Source organism: Halomonas sp. DP1Y21-3, from assembly GCF_019801245.1.
GTDB lineage: Bacteria > Pseudomonadota > Gammaproteobacteria > Pseudomonadales > Halomonadaceae > Halomonas > Halomonas litopenaei.
Genome location: NZ_JAHVJM010000004.1, coordinates 151510 through 177429, shown reverse-complemented (window position 1 = coordinate 177429; position 25920 = coordinate 151510). Strand labels below are relative to the sequence as shown.

General features: G+C 65.0%; 24 protein-coding genes. 17 read left to right on the top strand and 7 right to left on the bottom strand.

The genetic code is table 11. The annotated features are described in order from the left end of the window. Window positions 1-148 precede the first annotated feature (148 nt). A complete protein-coding gene (gene cfa, locus KUV74_RS13050) occupies window positions 149-1315 on the bottom strand; it encodes a cyclopropane fatty acyl phospholipid synthase (RefSeq protein ID WP_222516540.1) in 1167 nt (388 codons plus the stop codon). A 215-nt stretch (window positions 1316-1530) separates the two neighbouring features. On the opposite strand from cfa, the gene KUV74_RS13045 reads away from it, so the two are divergent. Continuing rightward, a complete protein-coding gene (locus tag KUV74_RS13045) occupies window positions 1531-1833 on the top strand; it encodes an MTH1187 family thiamine-binding protein (protein WP_222516539.1) in 303 nt (100 codons plus the stop codon). Window positions 1834-1924: 91 nt separating this feature from the next. Here KUV74_RS13045 and KUV74_RS13040 read toward each other — a convergent pair whose 3' ends face one another. Further along, complete coding sequence (locus tag KUV74_RS13040; protein WP_222516538.1) at window positions 1925-2815, bottom strand: LysR family transcriptional regulator ArgP; 891 nt, start codon at window positions 2813-2815, stop codon at window positions 1925-1927. Window positions 2816-2968: 153 nt separating this feature from the next. Between KUV74_RS13040 and KUV74_RS13035 the strand changes: the two genes are divergently transcribed. From KUV74_RS13035 to KUV74_RS13015, 5 genes are all read left to right on the top strand, one after another. Continuing rightward, on the top strand, window positions 2969-3574 hold the full coding sequence (locus KUV74_RS13035; RefSeq protein WP_222516537.1) for a LysE/ArgO family amino acid transporter: 606 nt from the start codon (window positions 2969-2971) through the stop codon (window positions 3572-3574). Between the two features lie 216 nt (window positions 3575-3790). Continuing rightward, window positions 3791-4879: a 4-hydroxyphenylpyruvate dioxygenase gene (gene hppD / locus KUV74_RS13030; protein ID WP_222516536.1), complete on the top strand. Its 1089-nt coding sequence runs from the start codon at window positions 3791-3793 to the stop codon at window positions 4877-4879. Window positions 4880-5114: 235 nt separating this feature from the next. Then, window positions 5115-6581: a sodium-dependent transporter gene (locus tag KUV74_RS13025; protein ID WP_222516535.1), complete on the top strand. Its 1467-nt coding sequence runs from the start codon at window positions 5115-5117 to the stop codon at window positions 6579-6581. A 201-nt stretch (window positions 6582-6782) separates the two neighbouring features. Further along, complete coding sequence (gene cobA / locus KUV74_RS13020) at window positions 6783-7625, top strand: uroporphyrinogen-III C-methyltransferase (protein WP_045994011.1); 843 nt, start codon at window positions 6783-6785, stop codon at window positions 7623-7625. Window positions 7626-7804: 179 nt separating this feature from the next. Next, window positions 7805-8125, top strand: coding sequence for a septal ring lytic transglycosylase RlpA family protein (locus tag KUV74_RS13015; RefSeq protein WP_371931866.1), 321 nt, complete (start codon window positions 7805-7807; stop codon window positions 8123-8125). A 134-nt stretch (window positions 8126-8259) separates the two neighbouring features. Here KUV74_RS13015 and KUV74_RS13010 read toward each other — a convergent pair whose 3' ends face one another. The 4 genes from KUV74_RS13010 to KUV74_RS12995 are packed head-to-tail and all read right to left on the bottom strand — an operon-like array spanning window position 8260 to window position 12129. Further along, entirely contained in the window at window positions 8260-9465 is a 1206-nt protein-coding gene (locus KUV74_RS13010) for an ABC transporter substrate-binding protein (protein ID WP_261395405.1), read from the bottom strand. Then, entirely contained in the window at window positions 9462-10871 is a 1410-nt protein-coding gene (locus KUV74_RS13005; protein WP_222516534.1) for a sensor histidine kinase, read from the bottom strand. The genes KUV74_RS13010 and KUV74_RS13005 overlap by 4 nt, the downstream gene beginning before the upstream one ends. Further along, a complete protein-coding gene (locus KUV74_RS13000) occupies window positions 10868-11527 on the bottom strand; it encodes a response regulator transcription factor (protein WP_045994009.1) in 660 nt (219 codons plus the stop codon). The genes KUV74_RS13005 and KUV74_RS13000 overlap by 4 nt, the downstream gene beginning before the upstream one ends. Then, window positions 11524-12129, bottom strand: coding sequence for a helix-turn-helix domain-containing protein (locus KUV74_RS12995; protein ID WP_213227107.1), 606 nt, complete (start codon window positions 12127-12129; stop codon window positions 11524-11526). The genes KUV74_RS13000 and KUV74_RS12995 overlap by 4 nt, the downstream gene beginning before the upstream one ends. 252 nt (window positions 12130-12381) lie before the next feature. Here KUV74_RS12995 and KUV74_RS12990 point away from each other — a divergent pair, with 252 nt between their 5' ends. Genes KUV74_RS12990 through KUV74_RS12980 form a run of 3 tightly spaced genes read left to right on the top strand, consistent with a single transcriptional unit; the run spans window position 12382 to window position 15346 of the window. Continuing rightward, the gene (locus KUV74_RS12990; protein ID WP_045994007.1) at window positions 12382-13371 is read left to right on the top strand and encodes a Bug family tripartite tricarboxylate transporter substrate binding protein; all 990 of its coding nucleotides are present in this window, start codon (window positions 12382-12384) and stop codon (window positions 13369-13371) included. Continuing rightward, the gene (locus KUV74_RS12985; RefSeq protein ID WP_045994006.1) at window positions 13368-13823 is read left to right on the top strand and encodes a tripartite tricarboxylate transporter TctB family protein; all 456 of its coding nucleotides are present in this window, start codon (window positions 13368-13370) and stop codon (window positions 13821-13823) included. Before KUV74_RS12990 ends, KUV74_RS12985 begins: the two co-directional genes overlap by 4 nt. Then, window positions 13823-15346: a tripartite tricarboxylate transporter permease gene (locus KUV74_RS12980; RefSeq protein WP_108133069.1), complete on the top strand. Its 1524-nt coding sequence runs from the start codon at window positions 13823-13825 to the stop codon at window positions 15344-15346. Before KUV74_RS12985 ends, KUV74_RS12980 begins: the two co-directional genes overlap by 1 nt. Before the next feature lie 124 nt (window positions 15347-15470). Here the strand turns inward: KUV74_RS12980 and KUV74_RS12975 are convergent, their stop codons facing one another. Beyond that, window positions 15471-16931 carry a PLP-dependent aminotransferase family protein gene (locus KUV74_RS12975; protein WP_222516712.1) on the bottom strand — a complete coding sequence of 487 codons (1461 nt, stop codon included), beginning with the start codon at window positions 16929-16931 and terminating at the stop codon, window positions 15471-15473. A 183-nt stretch (window positions 16932-17114) separates the two neighbouring features. Here KUV74_RS12975 and KUV74_RS12970 point away from each other — a divergent pair, with 183 nt between their 5' ends. From KUV74_RS12970 to urtD, 8 genes are all read left to right on the top strand, one after another. After that, the gene (locus tag KUV74_RS12970) at window positions 17115-17576 is read left to right on the top strand and encodes a GNAT family N-acetyltransferase (RefSeq protein WP_222516533.1); all 462 of its coding nucleotides are present in this window, start codon (window positions 17115-17117) and stop codon (window positions 17574-17576) included. Window positions 17577-17637: 61 nt separating this feature from the next. After that, the gene (locus KUV74_RS12965) at window positions 17638-18306 is read left to right on the top strand and encodes an FMN-binding negative transcriptional regulator (protein ID WP_222516532.1); all 669 of its coding nucleotides are present in this window, start codon (window positions 17638-17640) and stop codon (window positions 18304-18306) included. A 214-nt stretch (window positions 18307-18520) separates the two neighbouring features. Further along, entirely contained in the window at window positions 18521-19090 is a 570-nt protein-coding gene (locus KUV74_RS12960; RefSeq protein ID WP_222516531.1) for a GNAT family N-acetyltransferase, read from the top strand. Between the two features lie 110 nt (window positions 19091-19200). Continuing rightward, window positions 19201-20295, top strand: coding sequence for an isocitrate/isopropylmalate dehydrogenase family protein (locus tag KUV74_RS12955; protein ID WP_222516530.1), 1095 nt, complete (start codon window positions 19201-19203; stop codon window positions 20293-20295). A 396-nt stretch (window positions 20296-20691) separates the two neighbouring features. Beyond that, window positions 20692-22047 carry an urea ABC transporter substrate-binding protein gene (gene urtA, locus KUV74_RS12950; protein ID WP_213227086.1) on the top strand — a complete coding sequence of 452 codons (1356 nt, stop codon included), beginning with the start codon at window positions 20692-20694 and terminating at the stop codon, window positions 22045-22047. Between the two features lie 101 nt (window positions 22048-22148). Next, window positions 22149-23783, top strand: a complete 1635-nt coding sequence (urtB, locus tag KUV74_RS12945; protein ID WP_222516529.1) for an urea ABC transporter permease subunit UrtB — start codon at window positions 22149-22151, stop codon at window positions 23781-23783. A gap of 3 nt (window positions 23784-23786) precedes the next feature. Continuing rightward, the gene (gene urtC, locus KUV74_RS12940) at window positions 23787-24962 is read left to right on the top strand and encodes an urea ABC transporter permease subunit UrtC (RefSeq protein WP_222516528.1); all 1176 of its coding nucleotides are present in this window, start codon (window positions 23787-23789) and stop codon (window positions 24960-24962) included. Next, complete coding sequence (gene urtD / locus KUV74_RS12935) at window positions 24959-25792, top strand: urea ABC transporter ATP-binding protein UrtD (protein ID WP_045992499.1); 834 nt, start codon at window positions 24959-24961, stop codon at window positions 25790-25792. Before urtC ends, urtD begins: the two co-directional genes overlap by 4 nt. The last annotated feature ends 128 nt before the right edge of the window (window positions 25793-25920 follow it).

Below are 25920 nucleotides of genomic sequence, written 5' to 3'. Positions count from 1 at the left end.
AGCGGGCGTTGTGGCCGTGCAGCCGGGAGTTGATCGATCGGCAGACATCGGCGTGAGGGCTTGATCAAGGATATGCCGCAGCGAGAGTGACTAGGCAGGTTCCCGTCATGATTCACCGAAAGCGCGCGCATTTCCGGCAACTTCGCGGTCACCGGGGTGCGTCATAGCGAAGCTCTCGCCCCCTGGAAAAGACTACCTGCCACAGTTGCAAGTAGCGGGCACGGAAGGCTCCGGCACAGATCGCCAGGTAGTAGCGCAGCATCCGATAGGTGCGTTCATTGCAGTGCCGTGTGTTGTAGTGACGTGCAATGTCATGCCAGCAGGCGTCAAGGTTGGCCAGCCACGCCAGCAGGGTGGGATCGTAGTCGGAGCCGAAGTTCTGCCAGTCTTCCACCATCAACATCTCCTCGCTGTGCTGGCAGATCTGGCGGGCGGACGGCAACACGCCGTTGGGAAAGATGTAGCGATGGATCCAGGGGTCTGCGGTGATGCGAGAAGTATTGGAGCCAATGGTATGCAGCAGGAAGAGCCCGTCATCCGGCAGCAGGTCGGCCACCGTCCGAAAGAAGGTCGTGTAGTTGCGCTGTCCTACGTGTTCGAACATGCCGATCGAGGCGATCCGGTCGTACTGGCCTTGCAGGTCGCGGTAGTCGGCCAACTGGATATTGACGGGCAAGCCCTGGCAGCGCTCTCTGGCCAGTGCCACCTGCTCCCGGGAAATGGTGATACCGGTCACGCTGACGCCGTAGTGACGTGCGGCGTGCTGGGCCAGGCTGCCCCAGCCGCAGCCGATGTCGAGAAGGTGCATGCCAGGGCGCAGCGCCAGCTTTCGACAGACCAGGTCGAGCTTGGCGAGCTGGGCCTGATGCAGCGTCGTTGCCTGGCGCCAGTAGCCACAGGAGTAGCACATGGTGTCGTCCAGCATATACCGAAACAGGTCGTTGCCGAGGTCGTAGTGAACCTCGCCGACCTGATAGGCTCGGGCGCGACTCTGGAGGTTGAAGAAGCCCGCCTGCAGGCGATAGAAGAGGTGGCTTGTGGCGCTACGCGAGCGTTGGCCCAGACCGTGGCGCAGTAGCCGATGGGCAAGCTGGTCGATACGCCGCGCCTCCCACCAGCCATCCATGTAGGCTTCCCCGAGCCCCAGCGTGCCCTGGTGCAGGATGCGGGCGAACAGATCGGGATGATAGATTTGGATATCGTGGGGTTCAGGTCCGTTGAGGCGAATGCCCGAGCCCTCGAGCAACTGCTCGATGATCCGCCGAGGGCGATTGTTCGGCAGTGCGATGGGATGGGGGCGGGCGTCGCTGGTCATGTGGCCTCCTGGTGTCCGTGCAGGCGGCATGTCCGGGGAAACGAGAAGCGGGCAGGAGAGTCGCCCGCTCCGAAGTGAGGCCAGGACCGCCACCTCGGCAGGGGCCTGAATCACCTTCGGCTATCTTTATTGTTGCAAAACAGCATAGTTCAGCTGGCATGCCTTTCCAGCGAAGAACGCGGGCGGGTTGGCACAGAATCAAGGAGGCTTAAGTTATGCACGTTATCGTCGATCTTTGCGTGGTCCCCCTGGGTGTGGGCGTTTCGGTCTCCGACCACGTGGCCGCTTGCCAGCGGGAGATCCAGGCGTCCGGTCTCAGCCACCAGATGCACGCCTATGGCACCAATATCGAAGGCCCCTGGGATGAGGTCATGGCGGTGGTCAAGCGCTGCCATGAGGTGGTGCACGAGATGGGGGCGCCACGCATCACCACCACCTTGAAACTCGGTACCCGGACCGACCGCGATCAGACCATGGCAGACAAGGTCGAGAGCGTGGCACGACGCCTGGGTGACTGACGGCTCACTTCGAGAGCGCATTTCACCGCCTGCCCCGTCCTCGCGACGCTGATCGCTGCATGAGACGGGGCGCGTACCTTGCCGGGCCCAGTCAGTCCGCAGGTGGCAACAGATGGTGACCGGCCTGGTCGGCCAGGTGGCGGCCGAGTCGCTCCAGCGGCTCGCCGCCGTGGCGCCAGTAGTGCCAGTACAGCGGTACGTCCAGATGCCAGCCCGGCACAACGTCCTCAAGCTCCCCCGTCGAGAGCTCCCGATACGCCTGGATTTCGGGAATGAGCCCGAAGCCGAGGCCCGCGTGGGCCAGGTGCAGAAATCCCTCGACGCTGGCGCAGCGGTGGTGCGGGAAGGGGCCGTTGACGCCATGGGCCGCCATGAAGCGGTGTTGCAGTTGATCGTTGGGCCCGAAGATGATGGCCGGCGCCTGGGCTAGAGAACCGGCGTCCGCGCCCTGGGGGCAGTGTCGGGCCATGAAGTCGGGACTCGCCAGTGCGCGGTAGCGCATCACGCCCAGGGCGATGACCCTGGCGCCCTGGACCGGCATGTCGCTGGCGCACAGGCACGCAGCCACTTCGCCCAGGCGCATGCGTTCAAGTCCGACCTCCTGATCCTCGATGACCAGATCCAGGGTAATCGACTGATGCTTGAGGTAGCCGGCGATGGCGCCCGGCCACCAGGTGGCGAGGCTATCGGCATTGATGGCGATACGTAGCTGACGGTGGCCCAGTGCCAGCTGCGGTGCATCCTGGATCAACTCGCCCTCCAGCAGTTGTACCTGCTGGACGTGGTTCAACAGCCGTTGACCCAGTTCGGTCGGTGTCGGCGGGGAGCCCCTCACCAGCACCGGCTGTCCCAGGCGAGCCTCCAGCAGCTTGATGCGCTGGGATACCGCCGATTGGGTCAGCCCCAGCGCGCGGGCCGCGCGCTCGAAGCCCTGGTGGGTCAGCACGGCGGCCAGTGCATCGAGCAGTTTGTAGTCCAGCATGGGCGTCTATCCATGTCCTTGAGTATAAGAAATGGTAATGAGGCAGTGGGAGAAGTGATTTCTCTTATTTACCAGCTTGCCCTAGTCTCTGCCACATCCAGCAGCGCGCAACATCGGCGCAGCGTCGACAATCATCGTGAGGAAGGACAGACCATGTGGCTTTCACTGATCCAGGGCGTGGGCACCGGAGCGGGACTGATCATCGCCATCGGCGCGCAGAACGCCTTTGTGTTGTCCAAGGGACTGAGGCGACAACACGTCTGGTGGGTGGCGGGGATCTGCGCCCTGTGCGATGCCGTGCTGATCGGCCTGGGGGTGATGGGTCTCGGCGCCCTGATCGCCCAGAGCGAAGGGGCCATGCTGTTGGCGCGCTACGGCGGCGCCGCCTTTCTTGCCTGGCAGGCCTGGCTGGCCATTGGTCGGGTTCGACGGCCCAGGGGCATGGACGTTGCATCGTCTGCCTCCAGTGCCAGCCTTGCCCAGGTGGTGCTGGCGACCCTGGCGGTGACGCTGCTCAACCCCCAGGTCTATCTGGACACCCTGGTGATGCTGGGCGCCATCGGTTCGCTGCAAGAGAGCCCGGTGGGGTTCTACGTGGGGGCGACCATTGCTTCCTTTGTCTGGTTCTTCGGTCTGGTAAGCGCCGCCGGCGCCCTGGCACCGCGGCTGAAGAGTCCGAGGGCATGGCAGTGGGTGGATGGGATCATCGCCGTGATCATGCTGCTGGTGGCGTGGCAGCTGGTGACGCTGACGGTGTAAAGGTCCCAGCGATAGGCAGCCTGTCATGCCAGCGTGACGTCGTGTAAGGATTTCGTGACGCCTGGGGTGCAGAGCGCACACGGGGTGTCACGCCAGCGCTACAGCGGGCCGACGCCGGGGCGTGTGCGCTACCACCTCAAGCCGCTCCGGGGGGATGGGGGGCGCGTGTCGAGGAGCCTAGGATGGGGAGTGACAATCACAATGACGGAGGCCCACATGACCGCAGTCGCTCCCATCGATACCCACAACCCCATCGGCACCAATGGCTTCGAGTTCGTCGAATACAGCGCCCCGGATCAGGCTGGCATCGACGCCCTGCGCGAGCTGTTTCTCGCCATGGGGTTTACCGAGACGCGCCGCCACCGCTCGAAGCGGGTCACCCTGTTTCAGCAGGAGGGGGTGAACTTCGTGCTCAACGCCGAACCCGGCAGCCACGCCGCCAAGTTCGCCGAGATTCACGGTCCGGGCGCCTGCGCCATGGCGTGGAAGGTAGCGGATGCTCGTCAGGCACTGTCCTACGCCATCGATCAGGGCGCCCGTCAGGTCGATAACCCTGTCGGTGCTGGCGAGGTCGGCATTCCGGCGGTGGAGGGTATTGGTGGTTCGTTGCTGTATTTCGTCGATGATCGGGTCGACGAACAGGGACGTACCATCTACGACATCGACTTCGAGCCCATCGCCGGCACCTCGGCTCAGGACAACAGCGTTGGTCTCAAGGTGCTGGATCACCTGACCCACAACGTGGCGCGGGGCCAGATGGACCCCTGGGCCGACTTCTATACCCGTATCGCCAACTTCCGTGAGAATCGCTATTTCGACATCGAGGGCAAGAAGACCGGGCTTCATTCCCGCGCCATGACCGCACCCTGCGGCAAGATGCATATCCCGATCAACGAGTCCGCCGACGACAACTCCCAGATCGCCGAGTTTATCCGCGAGTACAACGGCGAGGGCATCCAGCACCTGGCCATGGCCACCGACGACATCTACGCCACGGTGCGCGCGTTGAAGGCCAACGGCATTCGCTTCCTGTCCACCCCCGACACCTACTACGAGAAGGTCGATGTGCGGGTGCCCAACCACGAAGAGCGGGTCGAGGATCTGCGTGAGTTGAGTCTGCTGATTGATGGCGGTCCGGATCAGGGGGTGCTGCTGCAGATCTTCACCGAGACCGTGATCGGTCCGATCTTCTTCGAGATCATCCAGCGCAAGGGTAACGATGGCTTCGGCGAGGGCAACTTCAAGGCGTTGTTCGAATCCATCGAGGAAGATCAGATTCGCCGCGGTGTCCTCGACGCCGACTGACGTCGGTCGGCTACAGCCGCTGTCGTCACTGGCGTCTTGTCGGCCAGGTGAGCGGCAGCGGATCCTTCGCCAGGTAGGCCCTTGGCCGCGACTTTGCGTCGTCGGCCTGCCCAATCACAACAAAATCCGTCACAATGGCGCGCTGGATGCCCTGGGTCTGTGCTGTTTCAGGCTGTTTTCAGGCGCCACCGCCATGGTGGACAAACAAAAGTGCGCAAGCGATCTCTGGTGAGTCATGACAACCAATGAACCCTCTCGCACCCAGTGGCTAGGCCGCTGGGGCTTCGTTCTGGCCGCGACCGGCTCCGCTGTGGGCCTGGGCAATATCTGGAAATTTCCGTACATGACCGGAGAGTACGGCGGCGGCGCCTTCGTGCTGGTCTACCTGGTCTGTATCCTGTCGGTCGGTGTGCCCATCATGATGACCGAGATCGCCCTGGGGCGGCGTGGTCGGGGCAGCCCTATCGACGCCATTCGCCGGGTAGTCAAGGAATCCGGGGGCAGTTCGCTGTGGTCGCTGTTCGGCTGGATGGCGATGCTCTGCGGCTTCTTGATCCTGAGTTTCTACGTGGTGGTCGCCGGCTGGTCCTTCGCCTACCTGTGGAAGATGATCTCCGGCGGACTGGTCGGTTCCAGCGTCGATGACATGGCGGCCATCTTCGGCGCCAACAATGCCAACCCCTTCAGCCTCGGCGGCTGGAGCACCCTGGTGACCGTGGCCACCATGGTGATCGTCGGCAAGGGGGTGCAGCAGGGCATCGAGAAGAGCGTCGGCTGGATGATGCCGGGCATGGTGATCATGCTGCTGATCATGATCGTCTACGGCATGTTCTCCGGTGGCTTCGGTCAGGCCGTCCACTTCCTGTTCGACTTCAAGGCTTCCAGTCTGTCAAGCGAAGGCATGCTGGCCGCCATGGGCCATGCCTTCTTTACCCTGTCACTGGCCTCCGGGGCCATCCTCACCTACGGCAGCTACCTGCCGAGACGTGCTTCCATCGGTCGTACCACCCTGACCGTCGCGCTGGCCGATACCCTGGTGGCGCTGATGGCGGGGCTGGCGATCTTCCCGGTGATCTTCGCCAACGGCATGGAGCCCAACAGCGGACCCGGCCTGATCTTCATGAGCCTGCCGCTGGCGTTCCAGGCGATGCCGATGGGCACGCTGTTTGGCATCCTGTTCTTCATCATGCTGTCGATGGCGGCGCTGACCTCCTCGATCTCGATGGTCGAGGCCACGGTGTCCTGGCTCAACGACAACAAGGGCATCAGCCGCAAGGCGGCCGCCTGGGGCACCGGCATCGTGCTGTGGCTGATGAGCACCCTGGCGATGCTGTCGTTCAATATCGGTGCCGACTGGACACTGGCCGGCAAGCACTTCTTCGATTGGCTCGACTTCCTCACCTCGCGTCTGATGATGCCGCTGGGCGGACTCGGCATGGCGCTGCTGGCCGGTTTCTTCCTCAAGAGCGAAGCGGTACGCGATGAGCTGGACCTGCCGGCGGGCATGCACGCCCTGTGGCTGTTCATGGTGCGCTACGTCAGTCCCCTGGGCATCCTGGTGATCTTCGTCGATGCGCTGGGCATCGTCGCTGTAGATTTCGCCGCCCACTGGCTGTGGCTGGCACTGATCCTGGTCGTGATGACCGGTCTCGGTGAAACCCTCAGCCCGAGGCTGCGGCGGACGCTGAGCGCCAAGGGGTAAGACAGTCACCCCACTGACCCTGCCAAAGCCGCCAGAGCGCCGCTTTCCCCGTCGGGGAAGGCGGCGCTCTGGTGTGGGGTGACGACGCCTTGCAGCAGCAATGAAGTGTGTTTTTGGTAATAACGAAGTGGACGTTTAATTCCGGCATGGCATAATGATGCCCGTTGTCATCGCCCGTTGTTCACTCTGGAGTCCACCGTCATGAGCCCTTCCCAGTTGCCTGCCCACAGTGGCTTTCCGGCCGGTAGCGTGAGTCTCGTCGGTGCCGGTCCCGGCGATCCTGAGCTTCTGACCCTGCGAGCCTGGCGGCGACTGTGCGAGGCCGAGGTGGTGCTGCACGATCGACTGGTCAGTGAGGAAATCCTGGCGCTGGTGCCGGCATCGGCGGATCGCTACTACGTCGGCAAGGCTCGCTCCGATCACAGCCTGCCCCAGCAGGACATCAATCGCTCGCTGGTCGACTGGGCTCGTCAGGGCAAGCGTGTGGTCAGGCTCAAGGGGGGCGACCCTTTCATCTTCGGTCGTGGTGGTGAGGAGCTTGAGACCCTGGTGGCCGAAGGCGTTCAGGTGGAAGTGGTACCGGGCATCACCGCGGCTTCCGGCTGCAGCGCCTACGCCGGCATCCCTTTGACCCATCGTGATCACGCCCAGTCGGTGCGCTTTATCACCGGGCACTTGAAGGAAGGGGGGTGCGAACTCGACTGGCGGGCGCTGGCAAGCCCCGGTCAGACGCTGGTGTTCTACATGGGGCTTGGCAGCCTCGACTACATCAGCCAGGGCCTGATCGGCGAGGGACTGAGTCCGGACACCCCGGTGGCGCTGGTCGAGCAGGGAACTACCCAGCGCCAGCGCGTCCATCTATCCAGCTTGGCTAATTTGCCGAAGTTGAATGATCGGGATATCATTCGACCGCCCACCTTGATCATCGTCGGCAGCGTGGTATCGCTGCACGAGCAACTGGCCTGGTTCGATCATGCGCAAGCGGGGAGTCGTGGGTGGATGCACGGCAAGCATCCGTCACCCCGAGAACGTTCTTCGGATTGAACGTGCGCCATCGCTGGAGACTTCGCACCAGGCTCTGAATCCCCGCGTCTCGCGGGTTACCTGAGGTGAAGATGATGTTGTCCATTTCTCTGCGTCGTATGCTGTCCGGTCGATCGACCATGGCCGCCTGGGCGGCCGCCGTTGTTCTGGCCATGGCGTCGCTTGCGAGCGCGCCGGCAATGGCCCGTGACGACGGAGAGGTTGCTTCCCAGCGCGGCCAGGCTTCCTACTACAGCGATCGCTTCCAGGGACGTCGAACCGCCAGCGGCGAGTCCTTCGACCAGCAGGCGCTGACCGCCGCCCATCGCAGTCTGCCCTTCGGTACCAAGGTGCTGGTCACCCGTCGTGATACCGGCCAGAGCGTCGAGGTCGAGATCAATGACCGCGGCCCCTTCGTCAAGGGACGGGTCATCGACCTGTCCAAGCGTGCCGCCCGCGAGCTAGGCATGCTCAAGCGCGGCACCGCGCCGGTCCTTCTGACCTACCTGCCCGGAGCGTGACCCGGGGCACCAACAGGGGCCACAAGCATCGGTACGTCGAAACGAAGATGTGCGATCGCAGGTGATCGACCAAGGCCCGCCAGGCAAGCCTGGCGGGCCTTGTCGTGTCTGCGCAACGATAGCAGGGCGCATCGTCACCGCGAGAACTGCTCGATCGCCCGGGTATCGACCGGCTGATCGTGAAATTCGCGCTGCCAGCGGGCGAGCAGGGCGGTGCGCTTCAACTCATCGAGGGTCGCCAGCAAGCCGGGGCTCAGAGGAATCGGCCTCAGGCCGTCAGGGTAGTCGCGGCGCATGGCGGTGGCGGTGCCCGGGCCATCCAGCTGGGGGTGCAGGGCGCCGAGTTCGCCGGCCTCGGCGATGACCCTTTGGCCGTCGGCGCTCAGCAGGTAGTCGATAAAGCGGCGCGCTGCCCCCGCGTGCGGCGCCTGGCGAGGCACGAAGGCCAGACGTCGAATGACCAGGGCATAGTCGTCGGGAATCACCAGCCTGAGCTCGGGGTCATCGGCGATCCTTTCCCGGGCATAGCTGCCCAGCACGTTGTAGGCGATGTCGTAGCGACCCTGCCTGAGGCCTTCCAGCATGGCGCCGGTGGTATTTACCAGGGCGGTATCTGCCTTGCCCAGCGCCGCCACCAGATCCCAGTAGCGCGGGGACAGGCGCGACTCCTCGATGGCGTAGGTGTAGCCGGCGCCGCTGGAGGTGGGGTCGTAGGTGACCAGGCGTCCTTGCAGCGGCGAGCGCGCCTCGGCCAGCAGGCCGAGCAGATCGGCGCGGCTGTCGACGGGGCCGAGGCGCTGCTCGAGGCGGCGGCTGACCACCATCACGATGGGTTCGAAGGTAAAGGCAAACAGCTCCTGACGCCACTTGGCCGTGTCCGGCCAGCGCTGGGTGATGGCGGTGTCGATGCTCTGGGCGTGACCCTCGTTGACCAGCAGGTACTGCCAGGGCATGGCCGACGAGATGACCACATCGGCCTCTGCGGGGGCGTCGAGAAAGCGCTGATGCACGTCCAGCGTCGAGAAGTTGCGGTAGGTGATGGTGTAGCGCGGATGACGACGATGGAAGTCCTCGAGTAGCGGCAGGGCGTAGGGGATATCCAGGGCCGCGTGGATCACCAGCGCATCTGACGACTCTCCTGTACCTTCGAAGGTGACCTCATCGTAGGCTGGCTGCTGCGAGGCGTTCCCCGGGTATGCCTCGAGGGGGGAGTCGGCCCCTGCCTCGGGTATGGATTGCGCCAGGGACTCATCAGGCAGAAGCGACCACAGCGCCAGCGACGCCACCAGCGTGACAACGGCGGTCATCCAGGGGGGCAGCGCAAGGGTGCGGGATATCATGGCTGGCTCCGTGAAGGGGCGGACGTCGATCCCTTGTCGACGCCTTCGCCGAATTGCAGGCTGACTCGCAGGCCCGGCGGTGGTGCTTGCCGGGCGTCACCGAGGCTCAGTCGAGCGCCGTGGGTGCGGGCGATGCCGTCGACGATGGCCAGGCCCAGACCCGAGCCTTCGCTGGTGTGCTCACCGCGGTGGAAGGGGCGCAGTACCAGCAGTCGACGCTCGTGGGGGATGCCCGGGCCGTCATCGACGACCGCCAGCGCGATCGGGTTGGCGCTGACCTCGACGGTGATGTGCCTGGCACCGTAGTGGCAGGCGTTGTCGATCAGGTTGGCCAGCGCCTCGCCCAGCTGCCAGTCGAGCCCCCGCACGTGCACCGGTGCCTCTGGCGCTTCCAGTCCAAGGTCGACGCCGACGCGCTGACAGCGTTGCCAATGGGCCATCACCGCCTCACGGGCGACCTGAACCAGATCGGTGGGGGCCAGTTCGGGCTGGTACTCGGGATTGTCCAGGCGGGTCAGTGACAGCAGTTGCATGGCCAGGCGCGAGGCGCTCTGGCTGGTGGTCTGCATGGCGCCCAGGGCCGAGTGCCAGATGGCGGGGTCGTCCTGGCGCAGGGCCAGTTCGGCCCGGGCGGAAAGCCCCGCCAGGGGGGTGCGGAGCTGATGCGAGGCGTCGCCGATAAAGCGTTCCTGGTTGGCTTTGACCCGACGCATCCGTGCCAGCAGCTCGTTGACGGTGTCGCGCAGCTCGGCCAGCTCTCGCGGCAGCGGCAATTCCAGCGGTGCCAGGGTGCGCGGATCACGGGTGCGTATCTGGCGTCGCAGTCGTGTCAGCGGTGCCAGCGCCAGGCGAATGGCGATCAGCAGGGCGGCCACCGACAGCACCGCCACCGCCAGCAGGTAGGCGAGGCTCTGGCGAAACAGCTCGCCGCTGAGCGCGTCGCGCCCCTCGCGCGTGTGGGCGACCCGGATCTCGAAGGGCTCGCGCAGGCGCCAGTCCTCAAGCCGAGAGCGGCGCACGCCGAGGCGCAGAGGCATATCGTGGTAGTCAACGTCGCCATAGACGACGTCGCTTGCGTCCTGGGCGGCGCCTTCGATGCCGGGCAGGTTGGCGTTACCGGTGACCCGCTCACCGCGAGCGTCCACCAGGGTATAGAACACCCGTTCGTCGTGGCGCGAGGCGAGCATTTCCAGGGCCGCCGGGGGCAGATCGAGCCAGAGGCGATCGTCCTGCCACTGGGCCTGTTCGGCGATCGACAGACTGGCGGCGTCGAGCAGTCGGTCGAAGGCCCGGTCGGCGGTCTGGCGAGCGTCCAGCCAGGCCCGCCACAGCACCACCGAGCCGACGATCAGCATCGGCAGCAGCAGCCAGGTCAACAGTCGGCGATGCAGTGAATCCCCGCTCATGGTGCTTCCAGCAGGTAGCCGAGACCGCGCACCGTGCGCAGGTTCACTCGATGCCCCTGAAGGCGCTTGCGCAGACGATGCACGTAGACCTCGATGGCATTGTCGCCGAGTTCCTCCTCGCCGAAGGCTTCACGCACCAGGGTAGCCTTGTCCACCGGCTGGCCGGCGTGTCGCATCAGGCATCCCAGCAGGCGCTGCTCTCGCGGAGGCAGTGCCAGCGCCTCGTCGCCCAGGCTGAAGCGCTGGGCCAGGCTATCGAAGCTGAGTTCGCCCACGGTGATCAGGCCGGAGGGGGCGCGGCGACGCATCAGGGCGCGTACCCGGGCCTCCAGCTCCTCCAGCGAGAAGGGCTTGGCCAGGTAGTCATCGGCACCCAGGTCGAGCCCTCGCACGCGATCTTCTACCGCGCCGCGAGCGGTGAGAATCAGCACCGGGGTCGAGCTGTCGTGGCGTCTCAACGCCTCCAGCACCTCCAGGCCGCCGAGCCCAGGAAGGTTCAGATCCAGAAGTACCATGTCCAGTCGGTGATTTCCCTGGAGGCGGTCGCGGGCGTCGATGCCGTTGTCGAGATGCACAACCTCGTGGCCTGCGATGCCGAGGGCATCGACCAGGGTCTCGGCCAGAAGCCGATCGTCTTCCACCAGCAGCAGTGTCATGCGCGCCTCCCTTGGGTGTCCCGCTGATCGATCAACTGTGTCACCGCCTCGTCGAGCCGTGTCGCGGCGGCCTGTGTGTCCAACCGTCCCTCGGGCCCGGACAGGGCCAGCCAGAGTTCGTGACGACCTTCCAGCGGCAGCCGCCGACACACCATGATGCCTCCCGCAAGGGCCGGCGCCGGAGCGTCGGTGTCCCGCAGGGGCCACTGGCTGCCGGGAACAAGGTCATGGCGCAGGCTCTGATCGGGCAGGGCGGCCAGGCGACAGTGAACCACGCCGGCGGTCACCTCGAGCAGGCTGGCGGTGTCGCCGAGTTGTCGCGCCAGGCCGTCGAGCAGCGGCTGGATCAGCGCCGCGAGATCGCGACTGGGGGCGTGGCGACGGGCGAGGCGCACCGGAGCACCGCCAATGCGCCAGCGGCCATCCTCTCCACGCTGGGTGTAGTCGAAGCGTTCCAGCGAGGCCAGAAGCCTGAGCAGGGTGCTCTTGTAGAAGCCGGTGGCGTCGGCCAGTTCTGCCAGACTGAAACTATCCTGAGGAGTATCGAAGACCTCCAGGACCGAGAGGGCCCGTTCGACCGCCTCGACGCGATCCTGTGCCATGTGAACCTTCCTGTCGGTGATAGCGAATGATGTCGCTGGCATTCAACTTTGGTCGGAATTACGCGATCGCGCGTTGACCCGGATGCTGTCCGGGCTTAGCTTTCCATCCAAGGGAACGACGTTCTGCCTTACAGAATTGTAAGCCAGGTGTCAGTTTCCAACAAGTGGAAATCTCGGCGCCGTCTCGGCGTCAATCGCGACGGGATGTCGGCTCGTGCCTCCTGTCAGCAGACAACAACAGAGGACTTCGTCATGTCCATGAACACGCCAGTCAAACTGATCGCCATCGCTGCCATCACCGGTGCAGCCAGCACTGCCGTTGCCTTTGAGCCCGAAGGCAAGGTCGAGTGCCTGGCGCCTGCCGACCCGGGCGGCGGCTGGGACTTCACCTGCCGCAGCGTCGGTACCGTGCTCGAAGAGCTGGACCTGGTGCCGCGCGGTGTTCAGACCGTCAACATGGCCGGTGCCGGTGGTGGCGTGGCTTACGCTCACACCGTCAGCAAGCGCGCCGGTGATGACCAGCTGCTGGTCGCGGCTTCCACCGCCACCACCACACGCCTGGCCCAGGGGCAGTTCCCGGGAATGACCGCCGACATGGTCAACTGGGTCGGCGCCCTGGGGGCGGACTATGGGGTCATCGCCGTCAGCGCCGACAGCGAGTACCAGGACCTCAACGCCATCATGGACGCGATCAAGGAAGACCCGCGTGCGGTGAAGTTCGCCGGTGGCAGCGCCAAGGGCGGCTGGGATCACCTCAAGGTGCTGATCGCGGCTCAGGCCGCCGGCGTCGAGAACCTGCCGAGGATCCCCTACCTGTCCTACAACAACGGCGGCGAGGCCATGACCCAGGTGGTCGGCGGCCACGTGGACGCCTTCACCGGTGACATCACCGAGGCCCAGGGTTTCATGGAGTCCGGTGACCTGCGCGTGGTGGCGGTGCTGTCCGAGGAGCGTCTGCCGGGCGAGTTCAGCGAGATCCCCACCGCCAAGGAGCAGGGCATCGACGCCGTGGGTCCGAACTGGCGCGGCTTCTACATGCCGGCGGATATTCCTGAAGACGCCAAGCAGTACTGGGTCGACGCCATGGACACCATCTACGAGAGCCAGGAGTGGAAGGACGTCATGGAAAGCAACGGCCTGATGCCGTTCCACATGAGCGCCGGTGAGTTCGAGACCTTCGTCAAGGAGCAGATCGCCGACATCAACCAGCTCTCCAAAGATATCGGACTGATCCAGCAATGAGCATGTTCAACGACCGCGTATTCGGGGTCTTGATGATCGTCCTGGCCGTCGCGTACGGCTGGGGCGCCACCCAGTTTCCCGAACCCTTTGGCGGGGCCGAGGCGGTAGGCCCCGAAACCTTCCCCTACCTGCTGGCCGTGGTGCTGGGGCTGTCCAGCCTGTACATGGTGGTGCGCCCGGATCCTGACAATGCCTGGCCCTGGAGCCGCACCGGCGTCGAGCTGATCATCGCCCTGGTGGTGCTGGTGCTCTACGCGGCCCTGCTGCAGCCGCTCGGCTTTATCCTGGCGACCCTGCTGGCGGTGGGCACCCTGTGCTGGCGCATGGGCGCGCCGCCGGTCAAGGCCTTCATTGTCGGCGGTATTTCCGGCGTGGTGGTATTTCTGATCTTCAACTTTGCGCTGGACCTGCCCCTGCCCCTGGGTGTGCTGTCCTTCCTGGAGGTGGGCTGATGGAAACCCTTGGCTACCTGATCGATGGCTTCGGGGTGGCGCTCGCCCCGCATAACCTGATGTTTGCGCTGCTGGGCGCCTTTCTCGGCACCCTGATCGGCGCGCTGCCCGGACTCGGCCCGGCCAACGGTGTGGCGATCCTGATCCCGCTGGCCTTTACCCTTGGGCTCAAGCCCGAGACCGCCCTGATCATGCTCACTGCGGTCTACGCTGGCGCCATGTACGGCGGGCGTATCTCGTCGATTCTGTTGAATATTCCCGGTGACGAGCCGGCCATGATGACCTGCCTCGACGGCTATCCGATGGCCCAGAAGGGCAAGGCCGCCGAGGCCCTGGCGATCTCCGCCATAGCTTCCTTCATGGGCAGCCTGATCGCCACCGTGGGCCTGATCCTGCTGGCGCCGATCCTGGCCGATTTCGCCCTGACCTTTGGTCCTGCGGAATACTTCGCGCTGTTCCTGCTGGCCTTCGCGACCCTTGGCGGTATCACCGGCAAGAACCCGATGAAGACCGTGGTGGCCGCCTGCATCGGTCTGATGATCGCGACCATCGGTATCGACAATACCGGGGTGCAGCGCTACACCTTCCAGGTGCTCGAACTTTACGAGGGTGTCGACTTCATCATCGCCATCGTCGGCCTGTTCGCCATCTCGGAGCTTCTGTTCTTTATCGAGGACCGTGCCGGCAAGGGCAAGAAGACCATCAAGGTCAACAAGCTCAAGCTTTCCTGGGCCGACATCAAGGGCATCATGCCTTCGAGCATCCGTGGCGGCATCCTCGGCTTTATCGCCGGCGTCCTGCCGGGGGCCGGTGCTTCGCTGGGCAGCTTTATCGGCTACACCCTCGAGAAGAAGGTGGTCGGCAAGAAGGGCTACTTCGGTGAAGGTGACCCGCGCGGCGTGGCTGGCCCCGAGGCCGGCAACAACGGCGCCTCCAGCGGTGCCCTGGTGCCCATGCTGACCCTGGGCGTCCCGGGTAGCGGCACCACCGCGGTGCTGCTGGCGCTGCTGATCTCGCTGAATATCACCCCTGGTCCGCTGATGTTCACCCAGAACGCGGACATCGTGTGGGGGGTGATCGCGGCGCTGTTGATCGGCAACTTCCTGCTGCTGGTGCTCAACATTCCGCTGGTCGGTATCTTCGTCAAGCTGCTGTCGGTGCCGCCGATGTACCTGTTGCCGATCGTCACCATGGTGGCCTTCGTCGGCATCTACTCGATCTCCAACACCACCTTTGATCTGTACTTCATGGTGGCCTTCGGGGTCGGTGGCTACATCCTCAGGAAGCTCGAGATCCCGCTGGTGCCGGTGATCCTGGGTCTGCTGCTTGGCCCCGAAATGGAGAAGAACCTGCGCCACGCCATGGACATCTCCGACGGCGACTGGACGATCCTGTGGGACAGCGGCCTGGCCATCGGCCTGTGGCTGTTCGCCGGTCTCGGCCTGATCCTGCCGTACATCGTCGGCCCGATCCTGAGAAAGCGCATGGAGGTTCAGACCGGCCACACCACACCGGGCGATTGAGCGACCCCGCTCCCGGTGGTTGACGAAGGCCTTCGGGCTCGACTCGACTAACGACCTTGGGCGCCCCGATGGGGCGCCCTTTTTTTGTGTGCATCATGACCGAGCGGGCGTATGCGGAGGCATATCAGCCCGCCGGCTGGTGTTGTCGGTCATCGATCCAGGTCCTGGCCAGCCAGCCGCCGGCCTCGGCGATCCGCCCCGGTGTCGAGCCGGCGTAGCCCAGCACCAGCCCAGGCATGGCATCAGGCGCCAGGTAGTGACCCGATAGCGGCGACAGGGTGACGCCTTCGCGCCGTCCGCGCTCGATCAGGCGTTGCTCCTGTTTCAGTGAGGCGAGCCTTGCCACCAGGTGCATGCCGGCCTGGCCGGCCGACAGTTCAAGTCCTTGCTCTACGGCAGGCGCCAGGGCCTCCCTTAGACAGGCTTGACGCTGTCGATAGCAGTGGCGCATGCGCGCGATGTGGCGAGAGAAGTGTCCCTCGACGATAAAGTCTGCCAGCGCTGACTGGGAGACGTACTGGCCTTCCCGATGCAGTCGCGCGTTGGCGCGGCGAAAGTCGTCCACCAGGGCCTCGGGAAGTACCAGGTAGCCGAGCCTGAGGCCCGGGTAGAGCACCTTGCTGAAGGTGCCGACGTAGAGCACCGGACCGCCCCCGGCCAGCCCCTGGAGGGAGGCCACCGGCGCAGTGGTATAGCGAAATTCGCTGTCGTAGTCGTCCTCGATGATCAGCGCGCCGTGGTGGCGGGCGAAGTCGAGCAGGGCGAGACGCCGTGCCACCGGCATCGTCACGCCGCAGGGGTACTGATGCGAGGGGGTGACATAGATCAGTCGAGGTGGCGGGCTATCCGGGGCGAGAGCCTCAGGCTGCATGCCCTGTGCGTCCACCGGTACCGGGACGGGCGTTAGCCCGGCCATGTTGAAGCAGGCCTTGGCACCGGCATAGCCGGGATCCTCGACCCAGACGCTGTCACCGGGGTCGGCCAGCAGGCGGGCGATCAGCTCGAAGCCCTGCTGGGCGCCCTGGGTAATCAGGATCTGATGTGGTTGGCAATTGACCGAGCGCGATAGACGCAGGTAGTCACACAGCGCCGTCTTGAGGGCGTGATGCCCGCCGCTGGTGGCGTAGCCGAAGGCATCCAGGCTGGCCTGGTGGCGATGGCGCCGTAGCAGGCGCTGCCACGCCTCGCGCGGGAACAGATCGAGGGCGGGGACGCCCGGGGCGAAGGCATCCCGGGAGCCCTCCATCTCGCCGCAGCTCTCCAGCAGGCGCTGACCTCGCCGAGAATGCCAGCGGCTCGCCTGGATGGGGGCGCCGGGCAACGGGCTGGGTTCGGGCAGCGCCAAAGACGCCACGAATAGCCCGGCCCCCGGGCGCGCCTCGACGAAGCCTTCTGCCACCAGGCGGTCCATGGCGGCAAGCACCGTGTTGCGGCCGATGCCGAGGTCCGCGGCCAGCCGTCGAGACGAGGGCAGGGCGCTGGCGGCGGGCAAGCTACCTTGCTGTATCCACTCGCGCAGGGCCGCGTACAGGCGCTGGGACAGCGAACCCGACGGGGGTTCGGCGGCGGGTGGCGCCAGGCGCATGGCCAGCGCTTCGGTGATCCATTCGGCGTGACGGTGAAGGCTGGGCACTGGTTCCCCTTTTCTGGACAGTATTGGTTCTTATGGTGGGACCACTATTGCGCAAGACTGGGTGCCTGTCATCCCGACGAGCCGGTGCGCCTCTGGCCAGCCGGCGCACACGACCGCCAATGTGAAAGGTGACTCATGAACCATGTTCGTCCTGCCTGTATCGCCGATCTACAACCCCTGAGTGAGCTGCTCGATGGCTACCGGGTGTTCTATTCACAGGAAAGCGACATCCAGGCTGCCCGCGACTTTCTCCAGACGCGCCTCGTGCTCGCCGACTCGCGCCTGCTGGTCAGCGACAACGAGGGTGTGCTCGAAGGCTTCGTTCAGCTCTATCCGACGCTATCCACGGTACGGGTGGGACCGCGCTGGACCCTGGCCGACCTGTTCGTGGCGCCCGAGGCGCGTGGCAAGGGGATCGGCCGTGAGCTGATGGAGGCCGCCGCGAACCTGGCGAGGGAGCAGGGCGTGGGCCAGTTGACGCTTAATACCCAGACCCACAACCACACCGCCCAGGCGCTGTATGAGTCACTTAACTGGCAACGCAACGACGCCTTCTACGCCTATACCCTGAACCTGGATGACCCTGCGGGCACATAAACTTCTACTTCTCGCAGTCAACATTGATGGATGCCAACCACTCTGAAGGAGCGCGTGACCCTTGTATCAGCCAAGACACTTCGCCATGACCGACGAAGACGCCATGATGGCGGTGGTCCGAGCCTATCCCTTTGCGACCCTGGTCACCGACGGTGACCAGGGGGTGTGTATCGACCACCTGCCCCTGATGGTCGAGCAGACGGCACAGGGCGCGCTGGTGCTGCGTGGCCATATCGCCCGAGCCAATGCCCTCTGGCGGCTGGGTGAGGGTGAGCGAGCAGACGCGGCAGCGATCGAGGCGGTGGCGATCTTTCATGGCCCCGACGCCTATATTTCGCCTGGCTGGTATCCCGACAAGCGCCGCCATGGTCGCGTGGTGCCGACCTGGAACTACCAGGTGGTGCATGCCCATGGTCGGCTCGTCTTCCCGCGTGAAAGCGATTGGCTCACCTCGCACCTGACGTCGCTGGTCGATCGCTTCGAGGCGGGCCGGGAAGCGCCCTGGGCGGTGGACGACGCCCCCGAAGACTACCTGGAGGGGATGCGTCGTGGCATTGTGGGGGTAGAGCTTGAGGTGACGCGCCTGGTGGGCAAACACAAGGCCAGCCAGCACAAGCCGTTGGAAGAACGCGAGGGTATCCGCGAAGGCCTTCGAGAGGATGGGCGTTCGGCTTGTGACGCTGCCGTGCTGTGTGGAGATGATCCAGCGCCAAGGTACGAAGGCGATTGACCCCTTGGACTGGCATTCGAGATCGGGCGACTGGTGGGCAAGCACTTGGCTGACTAGTACAAGCCCGGCAGCACAAGCCCAGGAAGAACGCGAGGGCATCCGCGAAGGCCTTCGAGGGGATGGGCTTGCTGACCACGCCGCCGCCGTGCTCAGTGGCGACCCATGACGACGATCCTGCGTGCGGGTATGAACAACGATGGAGTAAGGACGCGAGATGAATGACTGCCTGAGGCAGGCAACGCTGGAGGACGCCGAAACGCTGGCCGCCCTGGGGCGCCGCACCTTTTACCAGACCTTTGTCGACTTTTACTCCAAGGCGACCATGGAGCGCTATCTGAGTGATGCCTTTGACCTGGGAAGGGTGCAGCGCGAGTTGGCCTGCCCACAGTCGCGATTCTGGCTGCTGGAAGAGGCCGGCCGCAGCGAGACGGGTGAAGCGGGAAAGGAGCGCGAGGGCGTTGCCAAGGGGCCCGTAGCGGTCGGCTATCTCAAGCTCAACTGGGGGGAGGCCCAGACCGATCTGAGCGAGCACAATGGTCTCGAGATCGAGCGCATCTGTCTGCTGGCCGAGGCCCAGGGCCGAGGGCTTGGCAAGATGCTGTACGACAAGGCCATCACCGAGGCGCGAGAACAGGCCAGGGCTTTCGTCTGGCTGGGCGTGTGGGAAAACAATCATCCCGCCATCGCCTTCTATCGCTCCCGGGGCTTTGTCGAGGTAGGCACCCACAGTTTTCAGATGGGCGATGTGGTGGACAGGGATCTGATCATGCGGCGTGATCTCTGACGTAGCCATCGCCATCGCCATCGACCATAAGGTCCCATGGATAGAACATCGCTGCACCACGATACTGCGAGGCCACCATCAATGGACAACAACAAGACGAGGGAATCTCTGTGAGTTATCGAATTGCCACCATCGCTGGTGACGGTATTGGCCCGGAGGTGGCGGGCGCCACGGTGCAGGTACTGCAAGCGCTGCTGGGTAGCGACGTGCTGCGTTTCGACTGGCTCGACGGTGGAGCGGGGCACTATGACAAGACCGGCGAGGTGCTGCCCCAGTCGACGCTGGACGCCTGTCGGGCCAGTCACGCCATCCTGCATGGAGCCGCCGGGCTGCCGGGGGTGACCTACGACGACGGTACCGAGGTGGGCAACGACCTGCACCTCAAGCTGCGCTTCGGACTGGACCTTTACGCTAACGTGCGTCCGATCCGCCTGCTGCCCGGGGTCGAGTCGCCGCTGAGACACCATCAGCCCGGTACCATCGACTATGTCATCGTGCGCGAGAACACCGAAGGCCTCTACGCCAGCCGCGGCGCCGGGGTGGTGCTGCGAGACGAGATGGCCAGCGACAGCCTGGTGATCACCCGCAAGGGCACCGAGCGAGTCGCGCGCTTCGCCCTGGAGCTGTCACGGCGACGTCAGGGCGCACCGAAGGACGGCAAGCGGCGGCTCACCGTCTGCGACAAGGCCAACATCCTCAGAAGCTACGCCTTCTTCCGTCGGGTATGCGACGAGGTAGGCGCCGAGTTCAACGACGTCGAACTCGACTATGCCTACGTTGACGCCATGACGGTGCACCTGGTCAAGCGCCCGGACTTCTATGACGTGATCGTTGCCGAGAATCTGTTCGGTGACATCATCTCGGACCTGGGGGCGGCCACCGTCGGCGGGATGGGGGTGTCGCCGTCTGCCGAACTGGGCGATCGCCACGGTCTGTTCCAGGGGGCCCACGGCAGCGCCCCGGATATCGCCGGGCAGGACGCCGCCAACCCCATCGCCACCCTGTTGTCCGGGGCCATGATGCTCGAATGGCTGGCGGTGGAGCACGCCGACGATCGTTTGTCTGACGCCGCCGGTCGGTTGCGTCAAGCGGTGGACGGCGTACTGTCCGATGGCCGGTCTCGGCCCCGGGAATTCGGCGGCGATACCGGCTGCAGCGCCTTTACCGAACAGGTGCTCCGCCAGCTCGACCGTCTGCCAGCGTAATGGTACTAACGCGGCAGATTGAACAGAGTGGGCCAGTAATATGCGGTCCATTCTGGTGCCGGCCGTTGCGGGGTGCACCGGTGCTTGGCGCTGTGGTGGTGCAGAAGTAGGGGGCGGGGTAGCGAAGTGCACCACATGTGGTGCATTGGTGCGCCCCGGTGGCGCGAGATGCTCTCTTGTGGCGCAAGGCGGGGTGGGTAAGCCCCCGTCTTGGCCGACGTAATGTCGGAATTTATAAATGTTTTATATGGCTGGCATGGGACTTGCTTGAAGTGGTGATGGAGGTCGACGTCGCAAGACGTCAGGCCTGAGCGATACAGCGGTTTTACCTGAACCGCCTGGCTCCCTCTCGACGATGGTCCATCACAACGACAAGGCAACCCCTGGAGGTTTCCCATGCCCACCGCTTCGATCTCTTCTACGCAGGTTTGTGCCCACCGTTCCAAAGCGCTTTCTAGAAAGGCGCTGGCCAGCCTGGCCGTGTCCACGCTGTCGCTGGCCATCGCCGCACCGGCGCTCGCCCAGGAGGACCCGATCAAGGTCGGTATCCTGCATTCCCTGTCCGGTACCATGGCGATCAGCGAGTCGACCCTGAAAGACACCATGCTGATGCTGATCGAGCAGCAGAACGAAGCGGGTGGCCTGCTCGGCCGCGAGCTTGAGCCGGTGGTGGTGGACCCGGCCTCCAACTGGCCGCTGTTTGCCGAGAAGGCCCGCGAGCTGCTGGCGCAGGAAGAGGTCGACGTGATCTTCGGCAACTGGACCTCGGTGTCGCGCAAGTCGGTGCTGCCGGTGGTCGAGGAGCTCAACGGTCTGCTGTTCTATCCGGTGCAGTACGAAGGCGAGGAATCCTCCGAAAACGTCTTCTACACCGGCGCTGCGCCCAACCAGCAGGCGATTCCTGCGGTGGACTACCTGATGAACGAGGTCGGTGTTGAGCGCTGGGTGCTGGCCGGTACCGACTATGTCTATCCGCGCACGACCAACAAGATCCTCGAAGCCTACCTGAAATCACAGGGCGTGGCCGACGAGGACATCATGGTCAACTACACCCCCTTCGGTCATTCCGACTGGCAGAACATCGTCTCCGAGATCAAGCAGTTCGGTGGTGCCGGCAAGAAGACGGCGGTGGTCTCCACCATCAATGGCGACGCCAACGTGCCCTTCTACCGGGAGCTGGCCAACCAGGGCGTCGAGGCCTCGGACATCCCGGTGGTGGCCTTCTCGGTGGGCGAGCAGGAGCTGTCCGGTCTCGACACCGCGCCGCTGGTCGGCCACCTGGCGGCCTGGAACTACTTCATGAGCGTGGATGAAGACGTCAACTACGACTTCATCGACGCCTGGTACGACTACACCGGCGACGACAACGCCGTCACCAACGACCCCATGGAAGCCCACTATATCGGCTTCAACATGTGGGCCGAGGCGGTGCGCAAGGCCGAGACCACCGATGTAGATGCGGTCAAGGAAGCGATCATCGGTGTGTCGGTGCCCAATCTCACCGGTGGCTACGCCACCATGATGCCCAACCACCACATCACCAAGCCGGTGCTGATCGGCGAGATCCAGGACAACGGCCAGTTCTCGGTGGTGTGGCAGACCCCGTCCACCGTGGCCGGCGACGCCTGGTCCGACTATCTGGAAGGCTCCCGCGATCTGATCAGCGACTGGCGTGCTCCGCTTGAGTGCGGCAACTACAACGTGGTGCAGGGTAGCTGCGGTGGTGGCTCAGACGTCGCCTCCAGCGAATAGAACATAACGACAAGGGGCCGGTGTGCACGGCGCACCGGCCCGGATCACGCCAACCCTGCCCGTGGTGCCGTCGGCACCCGGGTGTCTCAAGGGACCTCACCATGAATTTAATTGCAGGTCGTCACTGGCTGAGCGCGCTGGTGCTGCTTTGCCTCGTCGCCCTGGGGCTGGGCCAGGCTTGGGCTCAGGACGCCGGCGCTTCTAAGGCCGCGTCTTCCGACCAGGGGCCGGCGCTGTTGTCGGCGCTGGCCGAGTCCAGCTTCCGCGACAAGGAAGCGGCCATCGACGCCATCGCCGAGAGCGGTGACGAGCGCGCCCGGCGCTGGCTCGAGAGCTTCGCCGAGGGCAAGCTCGCCCGCGTCAAGGACAGCGGCGCTATCGTCGTGGTACTGGAAAATCGCGGTCGCAACTGGCCCGTGGCCGACGCCCTGACGCTGGAACCGGCGGGCAAAATATCGCGCCGCGAGCTCGACCGCGTCTCCATCAACAACAGTCTCAGGGGCTATCTGGACAGCACCCTGGCGCTGATCGACCTGCGTGTCGACGACCCCGCCCAGCGGCTGGCGGCGGCGCGGGATCTGCTGGGCGAGGTCGAGGCCGAGGCCGTCGATTCGCTGAGCGAGCTGGCCGCCGCCGAGAGCGACCCCGAGGTGGCCGCGACCCTGGAGCAGGCCATTGCCATCGCACGGGTCGAGCAGGGGGACGTCGCGGCGGTCGAGGCGCTGTCCGGCAGCCTCAATGGCCAGGCCAGGGCCGCGCTGATGCAGGCCAGCCGCAGCGACGACGTGGCGCTGGCGGAAGCCGCCCAGGCGGCGCTGGCCGAGAGCGAGCAGGCGCTCAAGCTCAACCGCGCCGCCGAGACGCTCTACTTCGGCCTGTCGCTGGGCTCGGTGCTGGTACTGGCGGCGATCGGCCTGGCTATCACCTTCGGCGTCATGGGGGTGATCAACATGGCCCACGGCGAGCTGATCATGCTGGGGGCCTACACCACCTGGGCGATGCAGCAGCTGTTGCCGGGGCAGCCGGGGCTTGCGCTGCTGCTGGCGATTCCGGCGGGCTTTCTGGTGGCGGCGCTGGTGGGTGTGGCCATCGAGCGAGGCGTCATCCAGTTCCTCAAGGGGCGTCCGCTGGAAACCCTGCTGGCGACCTTCGGCGTCAGCCTGATCCTGCAGCAGCTGGTGCGCACCCTGATCTCACCGCTCAACCGTACCGTGGTGACGCCCGAGTGGATGAGCGGCTCGCTGGTGATCAACGAGGCGCTGTCGCTGACCCTCAATCGCCTCTATGTGCTCGGCTTCGCCATCCTGGTGTTTGCCGCCCTGATGCTGGTGATGCGCCGCACCCGGCTGGGACTGGAGGTACGGGCGGTAACCCAGAACCGTGCCATGGCACGCTCCATGGGCATTCGCGCGACCCGCGTCGACATCCTGACCTTCGCGCTGGGGTCGGGGGTGGCTGGCCTTGCCGGGGTGGCGCTGTCACAGCTCACCAACGTCGGTCCCAACCTCGGCCAGAACTACATCATCGACTCCTTCATGGTGGTGGTGTTCGGCGGGGTCGGCAATCTGTGGGGCACCCTGGTGGCGGGGCTCTCGCTGGGGGTGATCAATCAGGTGCTGGAGCCCTGGGCCGGGGCGGTACTGGCCAAGATCCTGGTGCTGGTGTTCATCATTCTGTTCATTCAAAAGCGCCCGAGGGGACTCTTTCCCCAGAAGGGCCGCGCGGCGGAGGGCTGAGCGATGCCATCATCCCGACTATGGCTGGCTCGCCCGTTTGGCGAGCGGTCGACTCTGATCTTCCTGGCGGTGCTCGGTGCCACCATGGCGCTGGTGGTGGCGGCAAATCTGCTGCTGGCGCCGGAGCATCCGCTGCATGTCTCTACTTATACCGTTACCTTGCTGGGCAAGTACCTGTGCTACGCGCTGCTGGCGGTGGCGGTGGATCTGGTCTGGGGTTACCTGGGGATTCTCAGCCTGGGCCACGGCGCCTTCTTCGCCCTCGGCGGCTACGCCATGGGCATGTACCTGATGCGCCAGATCGGCGACCGCGGTGTCTACGGCGATCCACTGCTGCCGGACTTCATGGTGTTCCTCGACTGGGACAGTCTGCCCTGGTACTGGCTTGGCTTCGACATGGCCGGTTTTGCCTTTGTGATGGTGCTGCTGGCGCCGGGCCTGCTGGCGCTGGTGTTCGGCTTCCTGGCGTTCCGTTCGCGGGTCACCGGGGTCTATCTGTCGATCATCACCCAGGCGCTGACCTTTGCGCTGATGCTGGCGTTCTTCCGCAACGAGATGGGCTTTGGCGGCAACAACGGCCTGACCGACTTCAAGGAACTGCTGGGCTTCGACCTGTCCGCCGACGCCACACGACTGGGGCTGTTCATTGCATCCGGCGTGGCGCTGGCGCTGGGCTTCCTGCTGTGCCGCGCCATCGTGGTCAGCAAGCTCGGGCGGGTCTGCGTGGCGGTGCGCGACGCCGAGTCCCGCACCCGCTTTCTCGGCTACCGGGTGGAGCGCTATCAGCTGTTCGTGTTCGTCGTCTCGGCCATGCTGGCCGGGGTCGCCGGCGCCCTCTATGTGCCCCAGGTTGGCATCATCAACCCCAGCGAGTTCTCGCCGCTGTTCTCCATCGAGGTGGTGGTGTGGGTGGCCCTGGGTGGCCGTGCCACCCTCTATGGCGCGGTGATCGGTGCGCTGGCGGTGAACTACGCCAAGAGCGTGTTCACCGGGGTGATGCCGGAGGCCTGGCTGTTCGCGCTCGGTGCGCTGTTCGTGCTGGTGACGGTGCTGCTGCCCCAGGGCATCGCCGGGCTTTTGTCACGCTCTCGCCAGCAAGGCAGCGACGATGACAGCGACACGCAACCCGACACGCCAACCGACACGCTGGATGCAACCCCCAGGGAGGCCACCCCATGAGCTTTCTTCAGAGCCTGGCCGATCGCGATCGGGTCTTCGACTTCCTGGTCCCGGAACAATCGCCGGTCGACGTGCGCCACGGCCCGATCCTCTATCTCGAGGACGTGTCGGTGAGCTTCGACGGCTTCAAGGCCATCAATGATCTCAACCTGACCATCGACGACGGCGAACTGCGCTGCATCATCGGCCCCAACGGTGCTGGCAAGACCACCATGATGGACATCATCACCGGCAAGACGCGCCCGGATCAGGGCAGCGTGTGGTTCGGCAGCCGCCACAACCTGTTGACCAAGAACGAGCCGGAGATCGCCCGGCTCGGCATCGGGCGCAAGTTCCAGAAGCCCACGGTGTTCGAGGCGCTGACGGTGTTCGAGAACCTCGAGCTGGCGATGGCCATGGACAAGAGTCTGTGGCCGACGCTCAAGGCGCGCATGACCGGGGAGGTGCTGGCGCGAATCGAGGAGGTGCTCGAGACGGTGGGCCTGGCGTCGCTCAGTCGCCGCCAGGCGGGCATCCTGTCCCACGGACAGAAGCAGTGGCTCGAGATCGGCATGCTGTTGATGCAGCGCCCTCGACTGTTGCTGGTCGACGAGCCGGTGGCGGGGATGACCGAGCAGGAGATGGAGCGTACCGCAGAGCTGTTGTTGAGCCTCGCCGGCAAGCACTCGGTGGTGGTGGTGGAGCACGACATGGGCTTTGTGCGTTCGATCGCCCGCACGGTGACGGTGCTGCATCAGGGTTCGGTGCTGGCCGAGGGCAGTATGGACAAGGTGGCAAGCGACCCCAGGGTGATCGAGGTCTACCTGGGTGGCGACGAGGAGGCGGCATGATCGGACTGGAGCGAGTACCTCAGCAGTCTTCGGTAAGAGCGCTGTACTGGGCGGACGGCGCATCCCGCGGCAGGCTGGCCACGCTGTGGGCGAAGGTCTGCGGCCGGTGGGCGCGAGAGACAGGCAAG